This window comes from Pseudomonas sp. GL-R-26 (assembly GCF_019947365.1).
In the GTDB taxonomy this organism is placed as follows: Bacteria; Pseudomonadota; Gammaproteobacteria; order Pseudomonadales; family Pseudomonadaceae; genus Aquipseudomonas.
In genome coordinates this window covers 592947-616739 of record NZ_JAGYGI010000001.1, presented here as the reverse complement: position 1 = coordinate 616739, position 23793 = coordinate 592947, and the positions used below count along the sequence as shown (strand labels likewise).

The 23793-nt window shown below is 57.9% G+C and carries 21 protein-coding genes; 13 read left to right on the top strand and 8 right to left on the bottom strand.

Going from position 1 to position 23793, the window contains the following annotated elements:
• Positions 1-11: 11 nt before the first annotated feature.
• Positions 12-329, top strand: coding sequence for a tetratricopeptide repeat protein (locus KGA96_RS02805; RefSeq protein WP_185754838.1), 318 nt, complete (start codon positions 12-14; stop codon positions 327-329).
• Here KGA96_RS02805 and KGA96_RS02800 read toward each other — a convergent pair whose 3' ends face one another.
• From KGA96_RS02800 to KGA96_RS02790, 3 genes are all read right to left on the bottom strand, one after another.
• On the bottom strand, positions 330-569 hold the full coding sequence (locus KGA96_RS02800) for a pilus assembly protein PilZ (RefSeq protein ID WP_046042730.1): 240 nt from the start codon (positions 567-569) through the stop codon (positions 330-332).
• 72 nt (positions 570-641) lie between these two features.
• Positions 642-1529, bottom strand: coding sequence for a lysophospholipid acyltransferase (locus KGA96_RS02795; protein ID WP_223511516.1), 888 nt, complete (start codon positions 1527-1529; stop codon positions 642-644).
• A 40-nt stretch (positions 1530-1569) separates the two neighbouring features.
• Entirely contained in the window at positions 1570-2127 is a 558-nt protein-coding gene (locus tag KGA96_RS02790; protein ID WP_007985082.1) for a DNA-3-methyladenine glycosylase I, read from the bottom strand.
• Positions 2128-2208: 81 nt separating this feature from the next.
• Here KGA96_RS02790 and glyQ point away from each other — a divergent pair, with 81 nt between their 5' ends.
• From glyQ to KGA96_RS02770, 4 genes are all read left to right on the top strand, one after another.
• A complete protein-coding gene (gene glyQ / locus KGA96_RS02785) occupies positions 2209-3162 on the top strand; it encodes a glycine--tRNA ligase subunit alpha (RefSeq protein ID WP_003187265.1) in 954 nt (317 codons plus the stop codon).
• Complete coding sequence (gene glyS / locus KGA96_RS02780; RefSeq protein WP_046042733.1) at positions 3159-5213, top strand: glycine--tRNA ligase subunit beta; 2055 nt, start codon at positions 3159-3161, stop codon at positions 5211-5213. The genes glyQ and glyS overlap by 4 nt, the downstream gene beginning before the upstream one ends.
• Before the next feature lie 4 nt (positions 5214-5217).
• On the top strand, positions 5218-5757 hold the full coding sequence (gene gmhB / locus KGA96_RS02775; protein WP_185754839.1) for a D-glycero-beta-D-manno-heptose 1,7-bisphosphate 7-phosphatase: 540 nt from the start codon (positions 5218-5220) through the stop codon (positions 5755-5757).
• Positions 5758-5840: 83 nt separating this feature from the next.
• Positions 5841-6620 (top strand): lysophospholipid acyltransferase family protein, encoded by a 780-nt coding sequence (locus KGA96_RS02770; protein ID WP_046042739.1) that lies wholly within the window; start codon positions 5841-5843, stop codon positions 6618-6620.
• Between the two features lie 216 nt (positions 6621-6836).
• Here the strand turns inward: KGA96_RS02770 and KGA96_RS02765 are convergent, their stop codons facing one another.
• A complete protein-coding gene (locus KGA96_RS02765) occupies positions 6837-8372 on the bottom strand; it encodes a sensor histidine kinase (RefSeq protein ID WP_046042735.1) in 1536 nt (511 codons plus the stop codon).
• 170 nt (positions 8373-8542) lie between these two features.
• Between KGA96_RS02765 and KGA96_RS02760 the strand changes: the two genes are divergently transcribed.
• Positions 8543-9259 (top strand): response regulator transcription factor, encoded by a 717-nt coding sequence (locus KGA96_RS02760; RefSeq protein ID WP_223511513.1) that lies wholly within the window; start codon positions 8543-8545, stop codon positions 9257-9259.
• A 737-nt stretch (positions 9260-9996) separates the two neighbouring features.
• Here KGA96_RS02760 and gyrB read toward each other — a convergent pair.
• The 4 genes from gyrB to dnaA are packed head-to-tail and all read right to left on the bottom strand — an operon-like array spanning position 9997 to position 16207.
• Positions 9997-12414: a DNA topoisomerase (ATP-hydrolyzing) subunit B gene (gene gyrB, locus KGA96_RS02755; protein WP_046039531.1), complete on the bottom strand. Its 2418-nt coding sequence runs from the start codon at positions 12412-12414 to the stop codon at positions 9997-9999.
• A 5-nt stretch (positions 12415-12419) separates the two neighbouring features.
• A complete protein-coding gene (recF, locus tag KGA96_RS02750) occupies positions 12420-13523 on the bottom strand; it encodes a DNA replication/repair protein RecF (protein WP_046038769.1) in 1104 nt (367 codons plus the stop codon).
• A gap of 20 nt (positions 13524-13543) precedes the next feature.
• A complete protein-coding gene (dnaN, locus tag KGA96_RS02745) occupies positions 13544-14647 on the bottom strand; it encodes a DNA polymerase III subunit beta (protein WP_007969885.1) in 1104 nt (367 codons plus the stop codon).
• 39 nt (positions 14648-14686) lie between these two features.
• Positions 14687-16207, bottom strand: coding sequence for a chromosomal replication initiator protein DnaA (gene dnaA, locus KGA96_RS02740; RefSeq protein ID WP_046038773.1), 1521 nt, complete (start codon positions 16205-16207; stop codon positions 14687-14689).
• Between the two features lie 566 nt (positions 16208-16773).
• On the opposite strand from dnaA, the gene rpmH reads away from it, so the two are divergent.
• The 7 genes from rpmH to rsmG all read left to right on the top strand — a co-directional run bounded on the left by rpmH (position 16774) and on the right by rsmG (position 23786).
• On the top strand, positions 16774-16908 hold the full coding sequence (rpmH, locus tag KGA96_RS02735) for a 50S ribosomal protein L34 (protein ID WP_003213577.1): 135 nt from the start codon (positions 16774-16776) through the stop codon (positions 16906-16908).
• Between the two features lie 16 nt (positions 16909-16924).
• Positions 16925-17326 (top strand): ribonuclease P protein component, encoded by a 402-nt coding sequence (gene rnpA / locus KGA96_RS02730; protein WP_056727027.1) that lies wholly within the window; start codon positions 16925-16927, stop codon positions 17324-17326.
• Entirely contained in the window at positions 17319-17564 is a 246-nt protein-coding gene (gene yidD / locus KGA96_RS02725) for a membrane protein insertion efficiency factor YidD (RefSeq protein ID WP_010207715.1), read from the top strand. Before rnpA ends, yidD begins: the two co-directional genes overlap by 8 nt.
• Before the next feature lie 2 nt (positions 17565-17566).
• Positions 17567-19246, top strand: a complete 1680-nt coding sequence (gene yidC / locus KGA96_RS02720) for a membrane protein insertase YidC (RefSeq protein ID WP_046038776.1) — start codon at positions 17567-17569, stop codon at positions 19244-19246.
• A gap of 79 nt (positions 19247-19325) precedes the next feature.
• Positions 19326-20696 carry a tRNA uridine-5-carboxymethylaminomethyl(34) synthesis GTPase MnmE gene (mnmE, locus tag KGA96_RS02715; RefSeq protein ID WP_223511511.1) on the top strand — a complete coding sequence of 457 codons (1371 nt, stop codon included), beginning with the start codon at positions 19326-19328 and terminating at the stop codon, positions 20694-20696.
• 550 nt (positions 20697-21246) lie between these two features.
• Positions 21247-23145, top strand: coding sequence for a tRNA uridine-5-carboxymethylaminomethyl(34) synthesis enzyme MnmG (gene mnmG, locus KGA96_RS02710; RefSeq protein WP_046038780.1), 1899 nt, complete (start codon positions 21247-21249; stop codon positions 23143-23145).
• On the top strand, positions 23142-23786 hold the full coding sequence (gene rsmG, locus KGA96_RS02705) for a 16S rRNA (guanine(527)-N(7))-methyltransferase RsmG (RefSeq protein ID WP_223465165.1): 645 nt from the start codon (positions 23142-23144) through the stop codon (positions 23784-23786). Before mnmG ends, rsmG begins: the two co-directional genes overlap by 4 nt.
• Positions 23787-23793: the final 7 nt, after the last annotated feature.

Below are 23793 nucleotides of genomic sequence, written 5' to 3'. Positions count from 1 at the left end.
CAAGGAATCCACTGATGATCGAATCCCTGGAAAAAATGCTCGCCAAGGGTGTGGATAACTCATTGCTGCGCTTCGGCCTGGGCAAGGGCTATCTGGATCTGGGGGAAAACGCCAAGGCTGCGGAGCATTTCCAACGCTGCGTCGAATTCGATCCGAAGTATTCAGCGGCGTGGAAACTACTGGGCAAGGCCCATTTGGCGCTGGCGGACTTTACGGCCGCACGGCAGGCCTGGGAGCAAGGCCTGGAAGCTGCTCGCGGCCATGGCGACAAGCAGGCCGAGAAGGAAATGACGGTGTTCCTGAAGAAGCTTGAGCGTCAGGCTCACTGATCAGAGATAACGCAAACCGATACCCTCGGCATCCACTAGCACCACTTCCATGCGTACCCGCGGCGCGCCTGTGGGTAATTCCTGCACCTGACCGTATACCACCGCCCCCCGGGGCAGCGCCGACAGTTGCGGATGCTTGACGTAAACACCAGTGGTAGACAGGTTGCGCGTCTGCCCCAGGCAATCGCCAAAGCTTTCGTGACTGATCTTGATGCGCAATGACTTGCGGTGTTCGGACATCTTCTGCGCCCTTGAATGAACGGTTGTGGATAACCCCAAGTCCAGGGTTATCCACAGATCATGCCAATTGAATCAATACCAACGCTCTTCACCCGGTGGACGCTTCTTGAAGCGCTTCATGCTCCACATGTACTGGCTCGGATACGCCCGCACATAGCGCTCGACCACTTTACTCATGGCCGCACAGGACTCCGCCGTATCGGTGCTGTACATGGCCTCTGGCGCGGCTTCAAGGATCACTTTGTAGCCTGAACCATCCGGCAGGCGCAGGGCGTGCAGGAACACGCCGACTGCTTTGCCGCCGGCCAGCATGTTGGGCACGAACTTGCTGGTCAGTGCCTGGGTGGCGAAGAACGGCACGAAGATCCCGGCGGATTCGGACGGTTCCGGGTCAGCGGGAATGCCCACTGCACCACCTTTGCGCACTTCCTTGATGACGCTGAGGATGCCTTCCTTGGTGGAAGCGGCGACCTTGTTACCCAACTGCACCCGCTGCTTTTGCAGCAATTCATCCACCGCCTTCAACTTCGGCGGACGATAGAAAATGATCGGTTTGCACTGACTGCAATAGAAGTGGTTCAGCACCTCCCAGTTGCCCAGGTGGCTGGTGATGCCGACCACGCCTTTGCCGGAGGCAAGGGCGTCCTTCAATATGTCGAGGCCCTCGACCTCGCGCACCAGGTCGATGGAGCGCTGGGCCGGCCAGATCCAGGCGCAGGCGCTTTCGGTCAGTGACTTGCCGATGTCCTTAAGGCTCTGTCCGACTAAACGTTCGCGCTCGGCGGGGTCCATGTCCGGAAAGCACTTGGACAGATTGATCCGCACCACGTCGCGGGAACGGTTCGGGGTTTTCCACATGACCCAGCCAATCGCCGAGCCTACGGCCTGCACGGCCCGCCACGGAAGCAGGGCAAACAGCCGCAGAGCGCCTACCAGCAAGGCGCCTTTCAACTTATCCACAGGTCACTCCTGATTTTGTGCTGTGCGCGAGGCGGCCATTCTAACCGCCGTTCGCCAACTGCGCGTAGCGGTCGCAGTCCCGGGTGTGATCCATGACCATGCCCGAGGCCTGCATCAGCGCGTAGCAAATGGTCGGCCCGACGAACGTGAAACCGGCTTTTTTCAAGCCTTTGCTCATTTCCACGGCGGTCGGCGTCACGGCCGGGACTTCGCTGCGATCCTTGAAATGATTGATCACAGGCGTGCCACCGACGAACGACCAGAGAAACGCCACCGGGTCCTCCAGCGCCAGCCAGGCCTGGGCATTGCGCCGGGCCGCATTGAGCTTGAGGCGGTTGCGGATGATGCCGGGATCGAGCATCAACTCGTCGATTTCAGCATCGCTCATCTGCGCCACGCGCTGGACATCAAAACCGAACATCACCTGGCGATAATGCTCGCGTTTGCGCAGCACAGTGATCCAGGAAAGCCCGGCCTGGAACCCTTCGAGCAAAAGCAACTCGAACAAACCCTGCGCATCGCGTAGCGGCGTGCCCCACTCCTGATCGTGATATGCCATGTACAGCGGATCTTCTGAACACCAAAAGCAGCGTGGCATAAGGCTCCAGGGGGCGTGCGCAGCAATGAATCGGGTATACTCCCGCTCTTTAAATCGCAGCCCAAGAAACAGGTGAATTTCGTGAGCCAGCCTACGCCAGCCGTGCGTACCTTCCAAGACTTGATCCTCGCCCTCCAGCAATACTGGGCCGAGCAAGGTTGTGTGGTACTTCAGCCCTACGATATGGAAGTAGGCGCCGGCACTTTCCACACCGCAACGTTCCTGCGCGCCATCGGCCCGGAAACCTGGAACGCTGCCTACGTGCAGCCAAGCCGCCGTCCGACTGACGGCCGCTACGGCGAAAACCCGAACCGTCTGCAGCACTACTACCAGTTCCAGGTGGTCCTGAAGCCGAACCCGGACAACTTCCAGGAACTGTACCTGGGCTCCCTCAAGCATGTCGGCCTGGACCCGCTGGTCCACGACATCCGCTTCGTCGAAGACAACTGGGAATCGCCGACCCTCGGCGCCTGGGGTCTGGGCTGGGAAGTCTGGCTCAACGGCATGGAAGTGACCCAGTTCACCTACTTCCAGCAAGCGGGCGGCATCGAGTGCTATCCAGTGACCGGCGAGATCACCTACGGTCTCGAGCGTCTGGCCATGTACCTGCAAGGCGTGGACTCGGTCTACGACCTGGTCTGGGCTGACGGTCCGTTCGGCAAAGTGACCTACGGCGACGTGTTCCACCAGAACGAAGTGGAGCAGTCCACTTACAACTTCGAACACGCCAACGTCGACAAGCTGTTCGAACTGTTCGATTTCTACGAAAGCGAAGCCAAGCGCCTGATCGAACTCGACCAGCCGCTGCCGTTGCCGAGCTACGAAATGGTGTTGAAGGCTTCCCACACCTTCAACCTGCTGGATGCGCGCCGGGCAATCTCGGTGACCGCGCGTCAGCAATACATCCTGCGTGTACGCACCCTGGCGCGTTCCGTTGCGCAAGCCTACCTGCTGGCTCGCGCCAAGCTGGGCTTCCCGATGGCGACCCCGGACCTGCGTGATGAAGTACTGGCCAAGCTGGAGGCTGCACAATGAGTGCTCTGGATTTTCTGGTTGAACTGGGCACTGAAGAACTGCCACCCAAAGCCCTGAACACCCTGGCCGAGGCGTTCCTCGCCGGTATCGACAAGGGCCTGCAAGCTGCCGGCCTGAACTACGAGAGCAAAACCGTCTACGCCGCGCCGCGCCGCCTGGCCGTGCTGATCACCGCACTGGCCACCCAGCAGCCGGATCGCAGCATCAACCTCGACGGCCCGCCACGCCAGGCCGCGTTCGATGCCGAAGGCAACCCGACCCAAGCGGCACTGGGCTTTGCCAAGAAGTGCGGCGTCGACCTGAGCGAAATCGATCAGAGCGGCCCGAAACTGCGCTACAGCCAGAGCATCGCCGGCAAGGCGACCGCGAGCCTGCTGCCGACCATCGTCGAAGATTCCCTGAACGACCTGCCGATCCCGAAACGCATGCGTTGGGGTGCGCGCAAGGAAGAGTTCGTTCGTCCGACCCAGTGGCTGGTGATGCTGCTCGGTGACCAGGTCATCGACTGCACCATCCTCGCCCAGAAGGCCGGCCGCGACTCCCGTGGCCACCGCTTCCATCACCCGGAAAACGTGCGCATCGGTTCGCCGTCCAGCTACCTGGCCGACCTGCGTGCCGCCTATGTGCTGGCCGACGCCAACGAGCGTCGCGAGATCATCAGCAAGCGCACCGAAGAGCTGGCCACCCGCCAGGAAGGCACGGCAATCGTTCCGCCAGCCCTGCTCGATGAAGTGACCGCGCTGGTCGAATGGCCGGTGCCGCTGGTGTGCTCGTTCGAGGAGCGCTTCCTCGACGTGCCGCAGGAAGCCCTGATCACCACCATGCAGGACAATCAGAAGTATTTCTGCCTGCTGGATGCCGACGGCAAGTTGCTGCCACGTTTCATTACCGTGGCCAACATCGAGAGCAAAGATCCACAGCAGATCATCGCCGGTAACGAGAAAGTGGTTCGCCCACGCCTGACCGACGCCGAGTTCTTCTTCAAGCAAGACAAGAAGCAGAAGCTCGAAGACTTCAACCTGCGCCTGCAGAACGTGGTGTTCCAGGAGAAACTCGGCAGCGTCTACGACAAGGCCGAACGCGTTTCCAAGCTCGCCGCGTTCATCGCTCAGCGCATCGGCGGCAACACTGCGTGGGCAGCCCGTGCGGGCCTGCTGTCGAAGTGCGACCTGTCGACCGAGATGGTCGGCGAGTTCCCGGAGATGCAAGGTGTCGCCGGTTACTACTACGCCCTCAACGACGGCGAGCCGGAAGATGTCGCACTGGCGCTGAACGAGCAGTACATGCCGCGCGGTGCCGGCGCTGAGTTGCCGAGCACCCTGACCGGTGCGGCCGTGGCCATCGCCGACAAGCTCGACACCCTCGTGGGTATCTTCGGTATCGGCATGCTGCCGACCGGCAGCAAAGACCCGTACGCCCTGCGCCGTGCCGCACTGGGTGTGTTGCGTATCCTGATCGAGAAGCAACTGGATCTGGACCTGAACGACGCGGTGGCCTTCGCTGTGAATGCATTCGGGACCAAGGTCAAGGCTGCCGGCCTGAACGAATCGGTGCTGGAGTTCATCTTCGACCGCCTGCGTGCCCGTTACGAAGACGAAGGCGTCGATGTTGCGACCTACCTGTCGGTACGTGCCCTGAAGCCAGGCTCGGCCCTGGACTTCGACCAGCGCGTGCAAGCGGTACAGGCTTTCCGCAAACTGCCGGAAGCTGCCGCCCTGGCCGCCGTGAACAAGCGCGTGTCGAACTTGCTGAGCAAGGTCGAAGGCTCCGTTCCGACAGTCGTGGAAGCCAAGTACTTCGACAACGCCAACGAGTTCTCCCTGTACTCGGCGATCCAGCAGGCTGACCAGGCTGTACAGCCAATGGCCGCCTCGCGTCAGTACAGCGAATCCCTGGCACGCCTGGCTGCACTGCGCGAGCCGGTGGATGCGTTCTTCGAAGCCGTGATGGTCAACGCGGAGGACGCAAAAGTCCGCGCCAACCGTTATGCGTTGCTGGCGCGCCTGCGTGGTTTGTTCCTCGGCGTCGCCGACATTTCGCTGCTGGGTTGAGGGACTGCTGTTGAAACTGCTGATTCTCGATCGGGACGGGGTGATCAATTACGACTCCGACGCTTACATCAAGTCGGTGGAGGAGTGGGTTCCGCTCCCCGGTTCGATCGAAGCCATCGCGCAGTTGAGCAAGGCCGGCTGGACGGTAGCGGTCGCTACCAACCAGTCGGGCATCGCTCGCGGCTATTACGACCTCGCCACCCTGGATGCCATGCACGAGCGCTTGCGCGCGCTGGTGGCGGAGCAGGGCGGTGAAGTCGGGCTGATCGTCTACTGCCCCCACGGGCCGGACGAAGGCTGCGATTGCCGCAAGCCGAAACCCGGGATGTTGAAAACCATCGCCGCTCATTACAACGTGTCGCCGACCAATCTCTGGTTCGTCGGCGACAGCCTTGGTGACCTGGAAGCCGCCAAAGCCGTCGATTCACAGCCAGTTTTAGTAAAGACCGGGAAAGGCGAAAAGACTTTGGGCAAGACCCTACCGGTAGGCACATTGATTTTTGACGATCTGGCGGCGATTGCCGCAGAACTTATCCACAATTAGAGTGCTTCTGAAATTCCTGATAAAGGATCCATCAGGAGTGCGCTTTATACAGGCGGGCAATGCCCGCAACGGTAAACGTCACCATGTCGATATTGCAGGCCATCAGAACCTTCCTCTTTTACCTGCTGCTGGGCACCAGTTCCTTGCTGTGGTGCAGCCTGAGTTTTTTTATCGCGCCGTTTTTGCCTTTCAAGGCGCGTTATCGCTTCATCAACGTGTATTGGTGCCGCTGCGCCCTATGGCTGAGCAAAGTGTTTCTGGGTATCCGTTACGAAGTGAAAGGTGCCGAGAACGTACCTGAACAGCCTTGCGTCATTCAGTCGAACCACCAGAGCACGTGGGAGACGTTCTTTCTCTCTGCTTACTTTTCACCGCTGAGCCAGGTGCTCAAACGTGAATTGCTCTATGTGCCGTTCTTCGGTTGGGCCATGGCCATGCTGCGACCGATCGCCATCGATCGCGACAACCCGAAAGCCGCACTCAAGCATGTTGCGAAGAAGGGCGATGAATTGCTCAAGGACAATGTCTGGGTGCTGATCTTCCCTGAAGGCACCCGCGTTCCTTTCGGCACCGTCGGAAAGTTCTCGCGCGGTGGCAGCGCCTTGGCGGTCAATGCCGAATTGCCGGTGCTGCCGATTGCGCACAACGCAGGCAAGTTCTGGCCGAAAACCGGTTGGGTGAAGAAGCAGGGCGTCATCACTGTGATCATTGGCAAGCCGATGTATGCCGCAGGCACCGGACCGCGAGCCATTGCTGAATTGAACGACCGGGTCCAGGCGTGGAACGAGCAGATGCAACGGGAAATGGGCTCGCTGCCACCGGCTCCGCAAGCGCCGGTTTCAAACGATCAGGTGGCTGTCTGAGATTCTGTGGATAACCTGTGTACCGTTTCATCGAAAAACGTCGTTTATTGCACGTAACTTTATGATTTTTTTATATATTTCTTAGAATGATAAAAACCATAAAAACGTGCATAAGTTTTTTTTGGACGTAAAAAAACCGGCTGATATAGCCGGTTTTTTTATGCCCGGAACAATTGCTGACTTCCGTTATGACGGAGCGACCTGAATCACTCGCGTTCATTCGGCAAGCAGCGGAAATTGCAGCCTGAATCTCGTACCCCGACCCACCTCGCTCTGACACTCGATTCGCCCGCCGTGCCGATCAACCACGGCTTTGACCATCGACAATCCCAACCCCACGCCATCGATACCCTGGGCGGAAGAAAAGCGTCGGTATTGGCTAAACAATTCGGGTAATTCCTCAGCGGCGATGCCTTTGCCCTGATCGATGAGATCACAGATCAGCCAGCCGTCGCGTTGACTGACGCGCAAACGGATACGAGTACCTGAAACACTGTATTTGATGGCATTTTCCAGCAGATTGAACAACGCCCGGGTCAGCAGCGCCTGATCCGCAAGAACCAGACTTTCCTGGGCTTCCTCTTCCACTTGATGAACCAGTTCGATCTGTTTCAGCTGCGCGATGGGCAGCGCCTGGTCGAACACATCCAGCACCAGCATCGCAAACAGGCTCGGCTGAAACTGATAAGCCTCGGACTCGGCCCTCGCCAGTTGTACAAAACCGTCAGTCAGTTCCAGAGCCCGGCGTACCTGTAGCTCGATTTGATCAAAGAGTTGCGCATCACCGCCCACTTGATGACGGTGGACATCGAGCAACGCGAGGATGGCCGAGTGAGGTGCCCGCAGGTCGTGGGACAGGAACCGCAACAGGATCGCGCGCTGTTCCTCCGCCTCGCGCTCAACACTCAAATCAGTCAGGTTCCATAGCCAGCCGACCGGAATATCACCGTCTACCGGCAACAACCCGCCACGCTCCAGACGCAGGCTGCGTTCCCTTAGGTCGCGAAACTCCAGCAGCGGCAGTGTCGATAAAGACGAGCCCGGCCCACGACTCATATCCGGATAACCGAGCTGTTTAAGTCGCCCGAGCACATCATCGCCGACCAGATCCCCGCCAAACAGGTCGCGAGCCTTGCGGTTGCCGAGCAGAATCTGCCCTTGGGGATCGCTGATCAAGGTGGCCACCGGCAAGTACTCCAGACCATCGGCGATGAATCGGTGGGTATCGCGGGTCAGGCTCATGGCTTGTTCCAGCGCCATGATCTGCTTCTGCAAACGGTCGCCACCGGGATACTGGGCACGACGGCGCTCCGGAAACACTTTCGGCTCGCTGTCCAACCGCGCCAATTCCCAACCGAAATAGGTCAGCACCACACTGAGGCGCCGCCAGTTCCAGATCAGATAACCAAACAGCATCCCCAGCACCGCAGGCGTCGGTGACCACCACCAGCGCTTGAACTCCGCAAGGCCGGCGCTGGTCAGCAACGCACAAGCCATCCCCGTGAGCGTCAACCAGAGCGCCAGGCGCGGGCGCCACAGCAACAACCCGAGCACGCACGTCACCAGAACAAGGGAAAGCCCTGCGCTCAGACCTGGGGACGCATCGCCCAGGTTGATTTGCACGCGATAAGACAGCAACGTCGTCAGCGGTAACAGCACAAGACTTATCCACAACCACTCGCGCACCAATTGCCGAAACAATCGCTGTACCTGGCTTGGCTCTCGGATTTCACGGCGGCGTTGGTCAAACATGGCCAACAGGGCAGGACGGGGTAAACGGTTTCATGATTACTACGCCTGAAGTTTCGACTCAAAGAATCATAGCGGACGCCGCGACCAACGGCGGGCCACTTGCTTTCCCTGTTTCGATTGAGCCGCTATGGTCGATAAAGAGCTGCCCAAGCGACAAGGAATCACCCTGTATGCGCGTAGCGATTCTGGACGATGAGCCCGCCGAACTGCGCCGGGTCGAGCAAACCCTGCAACAAATGGCCGAAGCCGGAGAGCAGCCGTGGTCGCTGTACAGCTTCGAACGAGGCGAAGACCTGCTGCGCCAACTGCGTAGGGAGACTTTCGATCTGCTGATACTCGACTGGCAACTGCCCGACCTCACGGGTTTATCATTGCTGCTCTGGACCCGCGAGCACATGGAAGCGCCGCCTGCGGCAATCATGCTCACCAGTCGGGACGGCGAAAGCGATATCGTTCAGGCCCTGAATGCCGGCGCCGATGACTACGTCAGCAAACCCTTCCGCCCCAATGAACTGAAAGCCCGTGTTGGCGCGGTCCTGCGCCGACATGGCCAGCAGCGCGCGGCGGCCGAAGGGTTGAGCTTCAATGATCTGGTTTTCGACGACGCCGAACTGACCATCACCCGCGACGGCAAACCGATTGTCATGACCGAACGCGAATACCGCCTGGCGCATTGCCTGTTCAGCAACCTCGGTCGACCGCTGTCGCGGGATTACCTGTACGAACGACTGTGGCCCCATGAAGAAATGTCGTCGTCCCGGCCGCTGGACACCCACATCTATCGCCTGCGCAACAAGCTTGGCCTGACAGCGGATCGCGGTTGGCAGTTGCTGACGATTTACGGGTATGGGTATCGGTTGGAGAGTGTGGCGCCAGCGAGCGAGTGAAACGCAGGATCGAGTAGGAGGCGGGGTTGCCCCCGCCGTCCTCTCACACCACCGTACGTACGGTTCCGTATACGGCGGTTCCTGCCTACTGACAAACAACGTCAGCGAGCTTGGTTCCGTTGATGTGTCGCCTGCGGTATCTAAGCGCCCAGACCGGCCCTCGGAGCTTCCGGCTCCTACCTCCTAATGGTCTTGACCTCCGCTACGCGGAGTTTCTGCTTTACGCTCCAACAGAGATCACACCCGACTATCCACTCATGGCAGGTTCAGCCCTTCATTACTCCGGTTTCGAGCAACTACTACGGCCTCTGCTGACTTCTGTCGCCCATCCCGTCATCTCGCGACGCCGGTAGCACATGGCAGGCTAAACAGATCTCCCAGGGTAATTCGCGCGACCTTCCTGCTTATGCCTGTCGGATCTACGTCGCAGCGTTCCGTGCAAGTATCGGGCTTTGAAGATATTGGCCTTCTTACCCCGCTGCGCCGCCTCTATCCGCTTCCTGTTCGTCAGGCCAGCATTTTGCCTCGGGCTTCCTTCAGATTCGCAGTCACCCGCGACACCCTTGCCTCTGGCTAACACTTCCCCTTGCCGGGTGTGTAGAGGACTTTCACCTCCAAGTCACCAGCGTGGCCACCACAGCCAAGCTGGTTGCGCTTACGCGCAACGCGCCATGCCTGGCGCACCAATAAAAAAGGCCAACGCAATGCGTTGGCCTTTTCGTTGGCATCGACCGGGATCAGAAGTCCAGGTTGGACACCGCCAGGGCGTTGCTTTCGATGAAGTCACGACGTGGTTCGACCGCATCACCCATCAGGGTGTTGAAGATCTGGTCCGCGCCAATGGCGTCTTCGATGGTCACTTTGAGCATCCGGCGCTGGCTTGGGTCCATGGTGGTTTCCCACAGCTGATCCGGGTTCATTTCGCCCAGACCTTTGTATCGCTGGATGGTGTGACGCTTGGTGCTTTCAGCCATCAGCCATTCAAGGGCTTCCTTGAACTCGGTCACCGGCTTCTTGCGCTCGCCACGCTGGATGTACGCGCCGTCGTCCAGCAGCGTGCTCAGCTGAGCGCCTAGCGAAACGACAGTCTTGTAATCGTTACTGCCGAAGAAGTCGCGGTTGAAGGTGACGTAGTTCGACAGGCCGTGGGAGATCAGTTCGACCTCTGGCAGCCAGACGTTACGTTCACGATCTTCACGCAGGCTGGCTTTGTAAACCAGGCCGGACTTCTCTACGGTGCGCAAGCGAACTTCGTACTGAGCCAGCCAATCCTGCATTGCTGCGTGATCGGACAGTTGCTCCATGCTCACCGCTGGCAGGTAGATGAAGTGCTCGGTCAGTTCCTGCGGGTACAGGCGCGACAGACGCTTGAGGGTCTTCATCACCAGACGGAAATCAGTCACCAGACGCTCAAGCGCTTCACCGGAGATGCCAGGTGCTTCTTCGTTCAGGTGCAGGCTCGCATCTTCCAGGGCCGACTGCGTCATGTACTCTTCCATGGCCTCGTCGTCTTTGATGTATTGCTCTTGCTTGCCTTTCTTGACCTTGTACAGCGGTGGCTGAGCGATGTAGATGTAGCCGCGTTCGATCAGCTCCGGCAACTGACGGAAGAAGAAGGTCAGCAGCAGGGTACGGATGTGCGAACCGTCGACGTCAGCATCGGTCATGATGATGATGTTGTGGTAACGCAGCTTGTCGATGTTGTACTCGTCGCGACCGATGCCGCAGCCCAGCGCGGTGATCAAGGTGCCCACTTCTTGCGAAGAGATCATCTTGTCGAAGCGCGCCTTCTCGACGTTCAGGATCTTGCCCTTCAGCGGCAGGATGGCCTGGGTCCGACGGTTACGCCCCTGCTTGGCGGAACCGCCAGCAGAGTCACCTTCCACGAGATACAGTTCGGAAAGGGCAGGGTCTTTTTCCTGGCAGTCAGCCAGTTTGCCCGGCAGCCCGGCGATATCCAGCGCGCCTTTACGACGGGTCATTTCACGGGCTTTACGCGCCGCTTCACGAGCACGCGCCGCATCGATCATCTTGCCGACGACCAGCTTGGCTTCGTTCGGATTTTCCAGCAGGAAGTCGGAGAAGTACTTGCCCATTTCCTGTTCGACTGCGGTCTTCACTTCGGAAGAAACCAGCTTGTCTTTGGTCTGGGAGCTGAACTTCGGATCCGGTACTTTCACCGAAATGATCGCGGTCAGGCCTTCACGGGCATCGTCACCGGTGGTCGCGACTTTGTGCTTCTTCGCCAGACCTTCGGCTTCGATGTAGGTATTCAGGTTACGCGTCAGTGCGGAACGGAAACCCACCAGGTGAGTACCGCCATCACGCTGTGGAATGTTGTTGGTGAAACACAACAGGTTCTCGTTGAAGCTGTCGTTCCACTGCAGAGCGATTTCCACGCCGATGCCGTCTTCGCGCTGAATGTTGAAGTGAAACACCTGGTTGACCGCAGTCTTGTTGGTGTTCAGGTATTCAACAAACGCTCGCAGGCCGCCTTCGTACTTGAACAACTCTTCCTTGCCGCTGCGTTCATCCTTGAGGACGATGCCGACACCGGAGTTGAGGAAGGACAGTTCACGAATCCGCTTGGCCAGGATGTCCCAGCTGAAGTGGATGTTCTTGAACGTCTCGGCCGATGGCTTGAAGTGAATCTGGGTGCCGGTGGTTTCACTCTCACCAACGATTTTCATTGGCTCTTGTGGAACACCGTGGATGTAAGTCTGTTCCCAGATTTTGCCGCTGCGGCGAACGGTCAGGACCAGTTCTTTGGACAGTGCGTTCACCACCGACACACCTACACCGTGCAGGCCACCGGATACTTTGTAGGAGTTGTCGTCGAACTTACCGCCGGCATGCAGTACGGTCATGATGACCTCGGCTGCCGAAACACCTTCTTCTTTGTGCACGTCTACCGGGATGCCCCGACCGTTGTCACGAACGGTGATGGACTCATCCGGGTGAATGATGATGCTGATGTCGTCGCAGTGGCCGGCGAGAGCTTCGTCGATCGAGTTATCGACCACTTCGAACACCATGTGGTGCAGACCGCTGCCATCGTCGGTGTCACCAATGTACATACCGGGACGTTTGCGTACGGCATCCAGGCCTTTCAGCACTTTAATGCTCGTTGAGTCGTACGTATTTTCTTCGCTCAATGCCTTCACTCCCGATGGTCGTGGGTCTGGGTGATACGGCCCTGTTCCACGTGGAACAGAGCGACTGGCGTTTCCGTCTGCCAGCCTTCCCTCAATAATTCGTGATCTACACAGGTGATAAAGACCTGGCAGCGTAAGTCTTCCAACAAGCGGCAAAGTGCGCGACGGTGGTGCTCGTCCAGCTCGGACGGCAAGTCATCCACCAGATAAATACACTGACCGCGTCGAGCCTGGCTGACCAAGTGACCTTGGGCAATCCGCAACGCGCAAACCACCAACTTCTGCTGGCCACGGGACAAGATGTCCGCGGCGTTATGCGCGCCCAGTCTGAGACGCAAATCAGCACGTTGTGGTCCGGCCTGGGTATGCCCCATTTGCTGGTCCCGCTGAAGAGACCCGGCGAGCACAGCACTCAGTTCACGGTCCTTGTCCCAGCCGCGGTAATAGCTAAGCGTCAAGCCTTCAAGCTCAACCAGATCGCTCAAGGTTTGTTCAAAGACTGGTTTCAAGGCTTTGATATAAGCGCGGCGGTATTCATCTATTTCAGCGCTGGCCTGGCACAGTTCCCTGTCCCAAACCGCTTGCGAAACGGCGTCAAGTGTACCATGCCGCAGCCAAGAGTTTCTCTGGCGCAGGGCCTTCTGCAAGCGCTGCCAGGTTGACATGAAACGCGGTTCCACGTGGAACACACCCCAGTCGAGAAACTGCCGGCGAATCTTCGGCGCACCTTCCAGCAATCGGAAGCTGTCCGGATTGATCAGTTGCAGTGGCAGGATCTCGGCCAGTTGCGCGGCGCTGCGCGCATTCTGCCCATCGATACGGATCTGAAATTCGCCTTGTCGATCCCGAGAAATGCCCAAGGCGCTATGCCCACCCTCCGCCAGTTCAACCTGGCCAAAGACCGTGCACGCCAGTTGTTCGTATTGAATGACCGGCAACAGACGGGTGCTGCGAAACGAACGGGCAAGCCCCAGCAGATGGATGGCTTCCAGAACACTGGTTTTGCCGCTGCCGTTGGCGCCGTAAAGAATATTGATGCGGGAGGAGGGGGAGAAGGTCACCGGGTGCAGATTGCGCACCGCGGTGACCGAGACGCGACTTAAGGACATCTAGCTTCTGCTGAGCATGATTACAGACGCATCGGCATGACAACGTAGGCCGAGTCGTCGTTATCCGATTCCTGCACCAGCGCGCTGCTGTTGGAGTCGGACAGGATCAGACGAACCTGCTCGGTGGTCATCACGCCCAGTACGTCGAGCAGGTAGCTCACGTTGAAGCCGATTTCCAGAGAGCCGCCGTTGTATTCAACGCCCACTTCTTCTTCCGCTTCTTCCTGCTCCGGGTTGTTCGCCTGGATCTTCAGCTGACCGCTGGCCAGTTGCAGACGGATACCACGGTACTTCTCGTTGGACAGAATCGCGGTACGGCTAAACGCTTCGCGCAGAGCCTGGCGATCGCCAAGTACCAGCTTGTCGCCACCTTTAGGCAGCACACGCTCGTAGTCCGGGAATTTGCCGTCGACCAGTTTCGAAGTGAAGGTGAACTCACCGGTGGTGGCGCGGATGTGATGCTGACCCAGCACGATGCTGACATTGCCGTCCGGCTCGGTAAGCAGGCGTGCCAGTTCGAGGATACCTTTGCGCGGCACGATGACCTGGTGACGATCCGGCTGACCGATATCGGCCTGCATCGAGCACATGGCCAGACGGTGACCGTCGGTGGCTACGGCGCGGATCACGCCAGCGGAGACTTCCAGCAGCATGCCGTTGAGGTAGTAACGCACGTCCTGCTGGGCCATGGCGAAGCTGGTGCGCTCGATCAGACGGCGCAGCTTGCTTTGCTCCAGACTGCAGGTCAGCGAACCCGGGCCTTCTTCCACGGTAGGGAAATCGTTGGCCGGCAGTGTCGACAGGGTGAAGCGGCTACGGCCGGCCTTGACCACAAGCTTCTGCTCGTCGACCTTGATGTCGATCAGCGCATCGTTCGGCAGGCTTTTGCAGATGTCCATCAGCTTGCGCGCTGGCACGGTGATGGAACCCGGATCCGCCGGCTCTTCGAGTTGAACACGACCAACCAGCTCGACTTCCAGGTCGGTACCGGTCAGCGACAATTGCTGGCCTTCGACAACCAGCAGCACGTTGGAAAGTACCGGCAAGGTCTGTCGGCGTTCGACGACGCCTGCGACCAGTTGCAGGGGTTTCAACAGGGCTTCGCGTTGAATGGTGAAATGCATGGTCTAGTCCCTTGCCTTAATAAGCTGCGCTGGTGTTCATCAAGTGGTCAGCGTACGCAGCAGGTTCTTGTAGTCCTCGCGGATGTCCGCGTCGGATTCCTTAAGTTCGTTGATCTTGCGGCACGCGTGCAAGACCGTTGTATGGTCGCGACCGCCAAACACATCGCCGATTTCCGGCAGGCTGTGGTTGGTCAGTTCCTTGGACAACGCCATGGCGACCTGACGCGGACGAGCGACCGAACGCGAACGGCGTTTGGACAGCAAGTCGGAGATCTTGATCTTGTAGTACTCGGCGACAGTGCGCTGAATGTTATCCACAGAGACCAGTTTATCCTGCAACGCCAACAAGTCCTTAAGGGATTCGCGAATCAGCTCGATGGTGATATCGCGGCCCATGAAGTGCGAGTGGGCGATCACGCGCTTGAGCGCGCCTTCCAGCTCACGGACGTTGGAGCGAATGCGCTGGGCAATGAAGAACGCGGCGTCGTGAGGCAGTTCGACTTTGGCCTGATCGGCCTTTTTCATCAGGATCGCCACGCGGGTTTCCAGCTCCGGCGGCTCGACCGCTACGGTCAGGCCCCAGCCAAAGCGGGATTTGAGGCGCTCTTCAAGGCCTTCGATTTCCTTCGGGTAGCGGTCACTGGTGAGAATGACCTGCTGGCCACCTTCGAGCAGGGCGTTGAACGTGTGGAAAAACTCTTCCTGGGAACGCTCCTTGCGGGCGAAGAACTGAATGTCATCGATCAGCAACGCATCCACCGAACGGTAGAAGCGTTTGAACTCGTTGATCGCGTTCAGTTGCAGGGCCTTGACCATGTCCGCCACGAAACGCTCGGAATGCAGGTATACGACCTTGGCATTCGGGTTCTTCTTTAATAGATGGTTACCCACAGCGTGCATCAAGTGGGTTTTACCCAGGCCGACGCCACCATAAAGGAAGAGCGGGTTGTAACCGTGCTTGGGGTTGTCAGCCACCTGCCAGGCGGCGGCGCGCGCCAGCTGGTTGGATTTACCTTCAACGAAATTCTCAAAGGTAAAGGTGCGGTTCAGATAACTGGTGTGCTTGAGCGCACCTTCGACCTGCACGGTACGTTGTTCGGCACGAACCGGAGCCTGTTGCGAACTGGCACCGGCCATTGGGTCGAAGCTGTCACGGGAAGGTTCTTCCTCGGTGACCTCAGCCACTTTTTGCGTCGCACGCTTGGTCGACGCTGCAGCAGGTGCCGGCGGCGGACTGGCGGGCGCTTGAGCAGCCTGCGCCTGGGAAGCCGCGGCAGCCAGGGGAGCATTGGGCGCGGCACGGGGTGCCGAACTGCGTTTGCTGCCTATTAATAGGGAAAGCGCAGGCGCCATGCCATTGCCGTGTTCATCGAGCAATTCGAGAACACGCCCCAGGTACTTTTCGTTGACCCAGTCCAGAACAAAACGATTGGGCGCATAGACACGCAACTCGTCGCCTTCGGCTTCGACCTGTAGTGGACGGATCCAAGTGTTGAATTGTTGGGCAGGCAGCTCATCGCGCAGAAGCTCCACGCACTGCTGCCAAAGTTCCACTGACACGGATATCCCCTAAGTTGAAAGCCGGTGAGGCAAAAACAAGCGGCCATTGTAGCGACCAGACGCCGACTTATCCACACGAAGGTGGTTCATCCACCAAGAAGAATCACCCTTTCATACGCAAAAAAGGCGACCAGTGGTCTGTGTATAAGCTCTGTGGATAACCGGGGTTAAGGTCATTGCACAAGTGGGGGCGAAACTCGGTGGATAACCGGCCTGTGGATAAGGTGACCTTTCACACACAGGTTATCCGACAGCGCAGCACAGGCTGAACACTGTTTTCCACTGTAGTTGTCATTCTCTGTACATCAGGTAACACAAGGGCTGAATCGACTTATCCACAGAAGGGTGCGGGCCTAGCTTTTATAAGCTTTACAGAAAAGCTTTAAATACTTTCCTTTCTTATTTTTATATCTACGCAAGGAGCAAACGCTGAAAAGCCTTTGAAGATCTATTTATAAGGAAACGTTGGTTGGAAATTGACCTGAAGGCTTGCTTTCTCTAGAATCCCCGGTCTCTTAAAACGGGGGCCATTCCGGCCCGTTGTGGACGAACCAGGTAACACGACAATGAAACGTACTTTCCAACCAAGCACTATCAAACGCGCTCGTACCCACGGTTTCCGTGCTCGCATGGCTACCAAGAACGGTCGTGCCGTCCTGTCGCGTCGTCGCGCCAAAGGTCGTGCGCGTCTGGCAGTTTGATAATCCGGCGCTGGAGGTGAGTCAGGACTTCAGTCGGGAAAAGCGTCTGCTTACCCCCCGGCAATTCAAGGCAGTCTTTGACTCCCCTACCGGCAAAGTTCCGGGGAAAAATCTCCTGCTCCTTGCGCGCAACAACGATCTTGATCACCCCCGTCTCGGGTTGGTTATCGGGAAAAAGAGCGTAAAGCTCTCCGTCGAGCGCAATCGCCTCAAACGTCTGATGCGCGAATCGTTTCGCCTGAACCAGGATTCTCTGGTCGGTTGGGACATTGTTATCGTCGCGCGCAAAGGTTTGGGCGACGTAGAAAACCCCGAATTGATTCAGCATTTCGGCAAACTCTGGAAACGACTGGCTCGCAGTTCGCCGGTACCAGCAGTCAAAACCGAAACTGTAGGGGTAGACAGTCCAGATGCGTAAACTGGCACTCGTTCCGATCCAGTTTTATCGCTATGCCATTAGTCCCCTGATGGCCAGCCACTGTCGTTTCTACCCCAGTTGTTCCTGCTACGCGTTAGAAGCCATCGAAAATCATGGCCTTCTTCGCGGTGGCTGGCTGACCTTTCGTCGTTTAGGTCGCTGTCATCCGTGGAATCCCGGTGGTTATGACCCGGTTCCACCTATCCCTACCTCCCGTTCTTCTTCGATGGCCGAGTAATCATGGATATCAAACGCACGATCCTGATCGTCGCCCTGGCAATCGTGTCCTACGTTATGGTTCTTAAATGGAACCAGGACTATGGCCAGGCTGCCCTGCCGACTCAGAATGTTGCCACCAATACGACTGCATCGGGCCTGCCGGATACGGCATCTGGCTCCAACGCTTCTGCCAGTGACGACATTCCACGTGCTGCAAGCGACACCAGCGCACCTGCCGAAACGCCGGTGGCTGTGAGCAAGGACCTCATCCAGATCAAAACGGATGTACTGGACCTGGCTGTCGACCCACAAGGTGGCGATGTTGCCCAGCTGACCCTGCCGCTGTATCCGCGTCGTCAGGATCACCCGGAAATTCCGTTCCAGCTGTTTGATAACGGCGGCGAACGTACTTATCTGGCGCAAAGTGGTCTGATCGGCACCAACGGTCCGGATGCAAATCCGGCCGGTCGTCCGGTTTATTCCTCGGAGAAGAAGGTTTATCAGCTGGCTGACGGTCAGGACCAATTGGTCGTGGACCTGAAGTTCAGCAAGGACGGCGTCAACTACATCAAGCGTTTCTCCCTGAAACGCGGCCTGTATGACGTAACCGTTTCCTACCTGATCGACAACCAGAGCGCCCAGCCCTGGACCGGTGCGATGTTCGCCCAGTTGAAGCGCGACGCCAGCGCCGATCCTTCGTCGACCACGGCTACCGGCACCGCGACTTACCTGGGCGCCGCCCTGTGGACAAGTTCCGAGCCGTACAAGAAAGTGTCCATGAAGGACATGGACAAGGCGCCGTTGAAAGAAACCGTCACTGGCGGTTGGGTTGCCTGGTTGCAGCACTACTTCGTGACCGCATGGATTCCGGCCAAGGGCGAAAACAACATCGTCCAGACCCGTAAAGACAGCAAAGGCAACTACATCATCGGCTTCACCGGCCCATCGATGAGTGTTGCACCGGGTGCCAAGGCTGAGACCAGCGCTGTTCTGTACGCAGGTCCGAAAAGCCAGGCTGTGCTCAAAGAGTTGTCCCCAGGTCTGGAACTGACGGTCGACTACGGCATTTTGTGGTTCATCGCCCAACCGATCTTCTGGTTGCTGCAACATATCCACGCCATTGTGGGTAACTGGGGCTGGTCGATCATCTTCCTGACCATGCTGATCAAAGGAATCTTCTTCCCGCTGTCGGCTGCCAGCTACAAATCCATGGCGCGCATGCGTGCAGTGGCACCGAAACTGGCTGCGCTGAAAGAGCAACATGGCGATGACCGGCAGAAAATGTCGCAATCCATGATGGAGCTGTACAAGAAAGAGAAGATCAATCCGCTGGGTGGTTGCTTGCCAATCCTCGTGCAGATGCCGGTTTTCCTCTCGCTGTACTGGGTTCTGCTGGAAAGCGTCGAGATGCGTCAGGCTCCATTCATGCTGTGGATTACTGACCTGTCGATCAAGGATCCGTTCTTCATTCTGCCGATCATCATGGGTGCAACCATGTTCATCCAGCAGCAGCTGAACCCGACTCCTCCAGATCCGATGCAGGCCAAGGTGATGAAGCTGATGCCAATCATCTTCACCTTCTTCTTCCTGTGGTTCCCGGCTGGTCTGGTGCTGTACTGGGTAGTGAACAACTGCCTGTCGATCGCCCAACAGTGGTACATCACACGTAAGATCGAAGCGGCTACCAAAGCAGCTGCCTGATTTACACTGTGAATAACCACTCAAAACGCCCCCTAGTGGGGCGTTTTGCTATCTGTCACTTTTGTCTGGATACCGGTTTATGAGCGTTCCTCGTGAAACCATTGCAGCCGTCGCCACCGCTCAAGGTCGTGGCGGTGTAGGCATCGTGCGTATTTCCGGGCCGTTGGCCAGCGTTGCGGCCAAGGCCTTCAGTGGGCGCGAGCTCAAGCCGCGATTTGCTCACTACGGTCCGTTCTTCAGTGAAAACGACGAGGTGCTGGACCAGGGCATTGCCCTGTATTTCCCCGGCCCAAACTCGTTCACTGGCGAAGATGTGCTGGAGCTGCAAGGCCATGGCGGTCCGATTGTTCTGGATATGCTGCTCAAGCGCTGCCTGGAACTGGGTTGCCGTCTCGCCCGACCGGGGGAATTCAGTGAGCGCGCCTTCCTCAACGACAAACTGGACCTCGCCCAGGCCGAAGCCATTGCCGACCTGATTGAAGCCAGTTCCGCCCAGGCTGCGCGAAACGCATTGCGCTCCCTGCAGGGGGCTTTCTCGTCACGTGTGCATAACCTCACCGAACAGCTGATCGGCCTGCGCATCTATGTCGAAGCGGCCATCGATTTTCCGGAAGAGGAAATCGACTTCCTCGCCGATGGCCACGTCTTGAGCATGCTCGACAAAGTGCGCGACGAGTTATCCACCGTCATCCGCGAAGCCGGGCAGGGTGCGTTACTGCGTGATGGCATGACCGTGGTCATTGCCGGTCGTCCGAATGCCGGCAAATCCAGCCTGCTCAACGCCCTGGCCGGGCGTGAAGCGGCGATCGTGACCGAAATTGCCGGCACCACCCGTGACGTGCTTCGTGAACATATCCACATCGATGGCATGCCGCTGCACGTCGTGGATACCGCTGGTCTGCGCGATACCGATGATCATGTGGAAAAGATCGGCGTCGAGCGTGCCTTGAAAGCCATCGGCGAAGCAGATCGGGTATTGCTGGTGGTCGATGCCACGGCACCGGAAGCCCTCGATCCTTTTGCACTCTGGCCGGAGTTTCTCGAAATCCGTCCCGATCCCGCGAAAGTCACCCTGATTCGCAACAAGGCCGACCTTACGGGCGAAGCCATTGCCCTGGAGGTCAGCGAGGACGGCCATGTCACCATCAGCCTGAGCGCCAAGTCTGGTGGTGTCGGGCTGGACCTGCTGCGTGATCACCTCAAGGCCTGCATGGGCTATGAACAAACGTCCGAAAGCAGCTTCAGCGCTCGCCGGCGACACCTTGAGGCGCTACGTCATGCCGGTGCTGCCCTCGAGCATGGCCGTGCCCAATTGACCCTGGCCGGTGCTGGCGAGTTGCTGGCCGAGGATTTGCGCCAGGCTCAGCAGTCGCTGGGTGAAATCACCGGTGCTTTCAGCTCTGACGATCTGCTGGGGCGAATTTTCTCCAGCTTCTGTATCGGTAAGTAGCCCTCCTGTTGTTCACAGACAGGCCATTTGTGCCTGTCTGCTCCCTCCTTTTCTGAAAAATACCTCCAGTGCCGAGCGGACTTCGTCTGCTTGAGCGGAATTCCTGTGCCCGAATTTCGAGCAAACGGCGCTTTTCTGTGGATTAAGCCCTGTGAATAACCGTAGCTAAGGTCAGTTGATAACAGGGCTCGAAAACTGGACATAACCGCCTCTGTGGATAACCACCACTTTCATCCACAGGCTTACACTGGTTATCCAAGGGCCTCATTGGTACATGAACACAGGGTTTTGAGTCTCTGTACACATTGAAAACAAAGGGCTGTGTAAATCTATCCACAGAAATGAAGGTGCATAGAAATAAACATAAAAACAAAGATTTAATAAATTTCTTTCTTTTTAATTTCTATAACTCCGACTTTTCCACAGCTGGTTAAATTTTGTGCAAAGGGTTCTTTAGGAAGGGCGAAGTCCCTATACTTGTCGACCAGGTCCGAAAACCTGAGCTCAAACTATTCCTGAATTACCTACTTAAGCAGGCACGAGGTGCGTGGTGGATTTCCCTTCCCGTTTTGAAGTGATCGTCATCGGCGGCGGTCATGCCGGTACCGAGGCAGCACTGGCCTCAGCACGTATGGGGGTTAAAACCCTGTTGCTGACGCATAACGTGGAAACCCTCGGTGCCATGAGTTGCAACCCGGCCATTGGCGGGATCGGCAAAAGCCACCTGGTCAAGGAAATCGACGCCCTCGGCGGCGCGATGGCCATGGCTACCGATAAAGGCGGTATCCAGTTTCGCGTGTTGAACAGCCGCAAAGGCCCGGCCGTGCGAGCAACCCGCGCACAGGCAGACCGGGTTCTTTACAAGGCAGCTGTCCGCGAAATCCTGGAGAACCAGCCGAACCTGTGGATATTTCAACAGGCCGCTGACGATCTGATCGTCGAGCAGGAACAAGTCCGTGGTGTTGTCACGCAAATGGGTCTGCGTTTCCTCGCCGATTCCGTGGTGTTGACCACCGGCACGTTCCTCGGTGGACTTATCCACATCGGGTTGCAGAATTTTTCCGGCGGTCGCGCCGGTGATCCGCCATCGATCGCGCTGGCTCACCGGCTGCGTGAACTGCCATTGCGTGTGGGTCGTTTGAAAACCGGTACTCCGCCGCGTATCGACGGCCGGTCTGTGGATTTCTCGGTGATGTCCGAGCAACCAGGTGATACACCGATCCCGGTGATGTCGTTCATGGGGTCCAAAGAGCAGCATCCGAAGCAAGTCAGTTGCTGGATTACCCACACGAATGCGCGCACCCACGAAATCATTGCCGCGAACCTCGATCGTTCGCCGATGTATTCCGCTGCCGGTGAGATCGAAGGCATCGGCCCGCGTTATTGCCCGTCGATCGAAGACAAGATCCATCGCTTCGCCGACAAGGAAAGCCATCAGGTGTTCATCGAACCGGAAGGTTTGACCACCCATGAGCTGTATCCGAATGGGATATCCACAAGCTTGCCGTTCGACGTGCAATTGCAGATCGTTCAATCGATCCGCGGCATGGAAAACGCGCACATCGTGCGTCCTGGCTACGCGATCGAGTACGACTACTTCGATCCACGGGATTTGAAATACAGCCTGGAAACCAAAGTCATCGGCGGCTTGTTCTTCGCCGGGCAAATCAACGGCACAACCGGTTACGAAGAAGCCGGTGCCCAGGGTTTGCTCGCCGGGACCAACGCTGCACTGCGTGCGCAAGGCAAAGACGCCTGGTGCCCGCGTCGCGACGAGGCCTATATCGGCGTTTTGGTCGACGACCTGATTACCCTTGGTACCCAGGAGCCGTACCGGATGTTCACATCCCGCGCCGAATATCGCTTGATCCTGCGTGAAGACAACGCCGACCTGCGCCTGACCGAAAAAGGTCGCGAACTGGGCCTGGTGGATGACGCGCGCTGGGCGGCTTTCTGCAAAAAACGCGAAAGCATCGAACTGGAAGAGCAGCGCCTGAAAAGCACCTGGGTACGCCCGGGCACCGAACAGGGCGATGCCATTGCCGAAAAATTCGGTACGCCACTGACCCACGAATACAACCTGCTGAATCTCTTGAGCCGTCCGGAAATCGACTACGCTGGTCTGATCGCCGTGACCGGTGGGGGCGCAGAAGATCCACAGGTTGCCGAGCAGGTCGAAATCAAGACCAAGTACGCCGGTTACATCGATCGTCAACAGGATGAAATCGCCCGCCTGCGAGCCAGCGAAGACACCAAATTGCCTGTGGATATCGATTACACGAATATTTCCGGACTCTCCAAGGAGATCCAGAGCAAGCTCGGCGCGACCCGTCCCGAAACCTTGGGCCAGGCCTCGCGTATCCCGGGCGTTACGCCGGCAGCCATTTCGCTGTTGATGATTCATTTGAAAAAACGCGGCGCGGGCCGTCAGTTGGAGCAAAGCGCTTGAGTTCGTTGGTCACTTCGCAACACGCAGAAGAGTTATCCACAGGTGCTCGCCAACTCGGTGTCACGCTGACAGAAACCCAGCACGCGCAGCTGCTGGGTTACCTGGCCCTGTTGATCAAATGGAACAAGGCTTACAACCTCACCGCCGTGCGTGATCCGGACGAAATGGTTTCCCGTCACTTGCTCGATAGCCTGAGCGTGATGTCGTTCATCGAAAACGGTCGCTGGCTCGACGTCGGCAGTGGCGGCGGCATGCCTGGCATTCCGATGGCGATCCTGTTTCCCGAGTCCCAGGTGACCTGCCTGGACAGCAACGGAAAGAAAACCCGCTTCCTGACCCAGGTCAAACTCGAACTCAAACTGGATAACCTGCAAGTTATCCACAGTCGCGTCGAAGCGTTCCAGCCTGCCCAACCGTTCAACGGGATCATTTCCCGGGCGTTCAGCAGCATGGAAAACTTCAGCAACTGGACTCGCCACCTCGGCGATAGCGAAACACGCTGGCTGGCAATGAAGGGCGTTCATCCGGCCGATGAGCTGGTAGCATTGCCGGCAGACTTCCACCTCGATAGCGAACACGCCCTGGCCGTACCTGGTTGCCAAGGCCAACGCCATCTGCTGATACTGCGCCGCACGGCATGATTGGGAA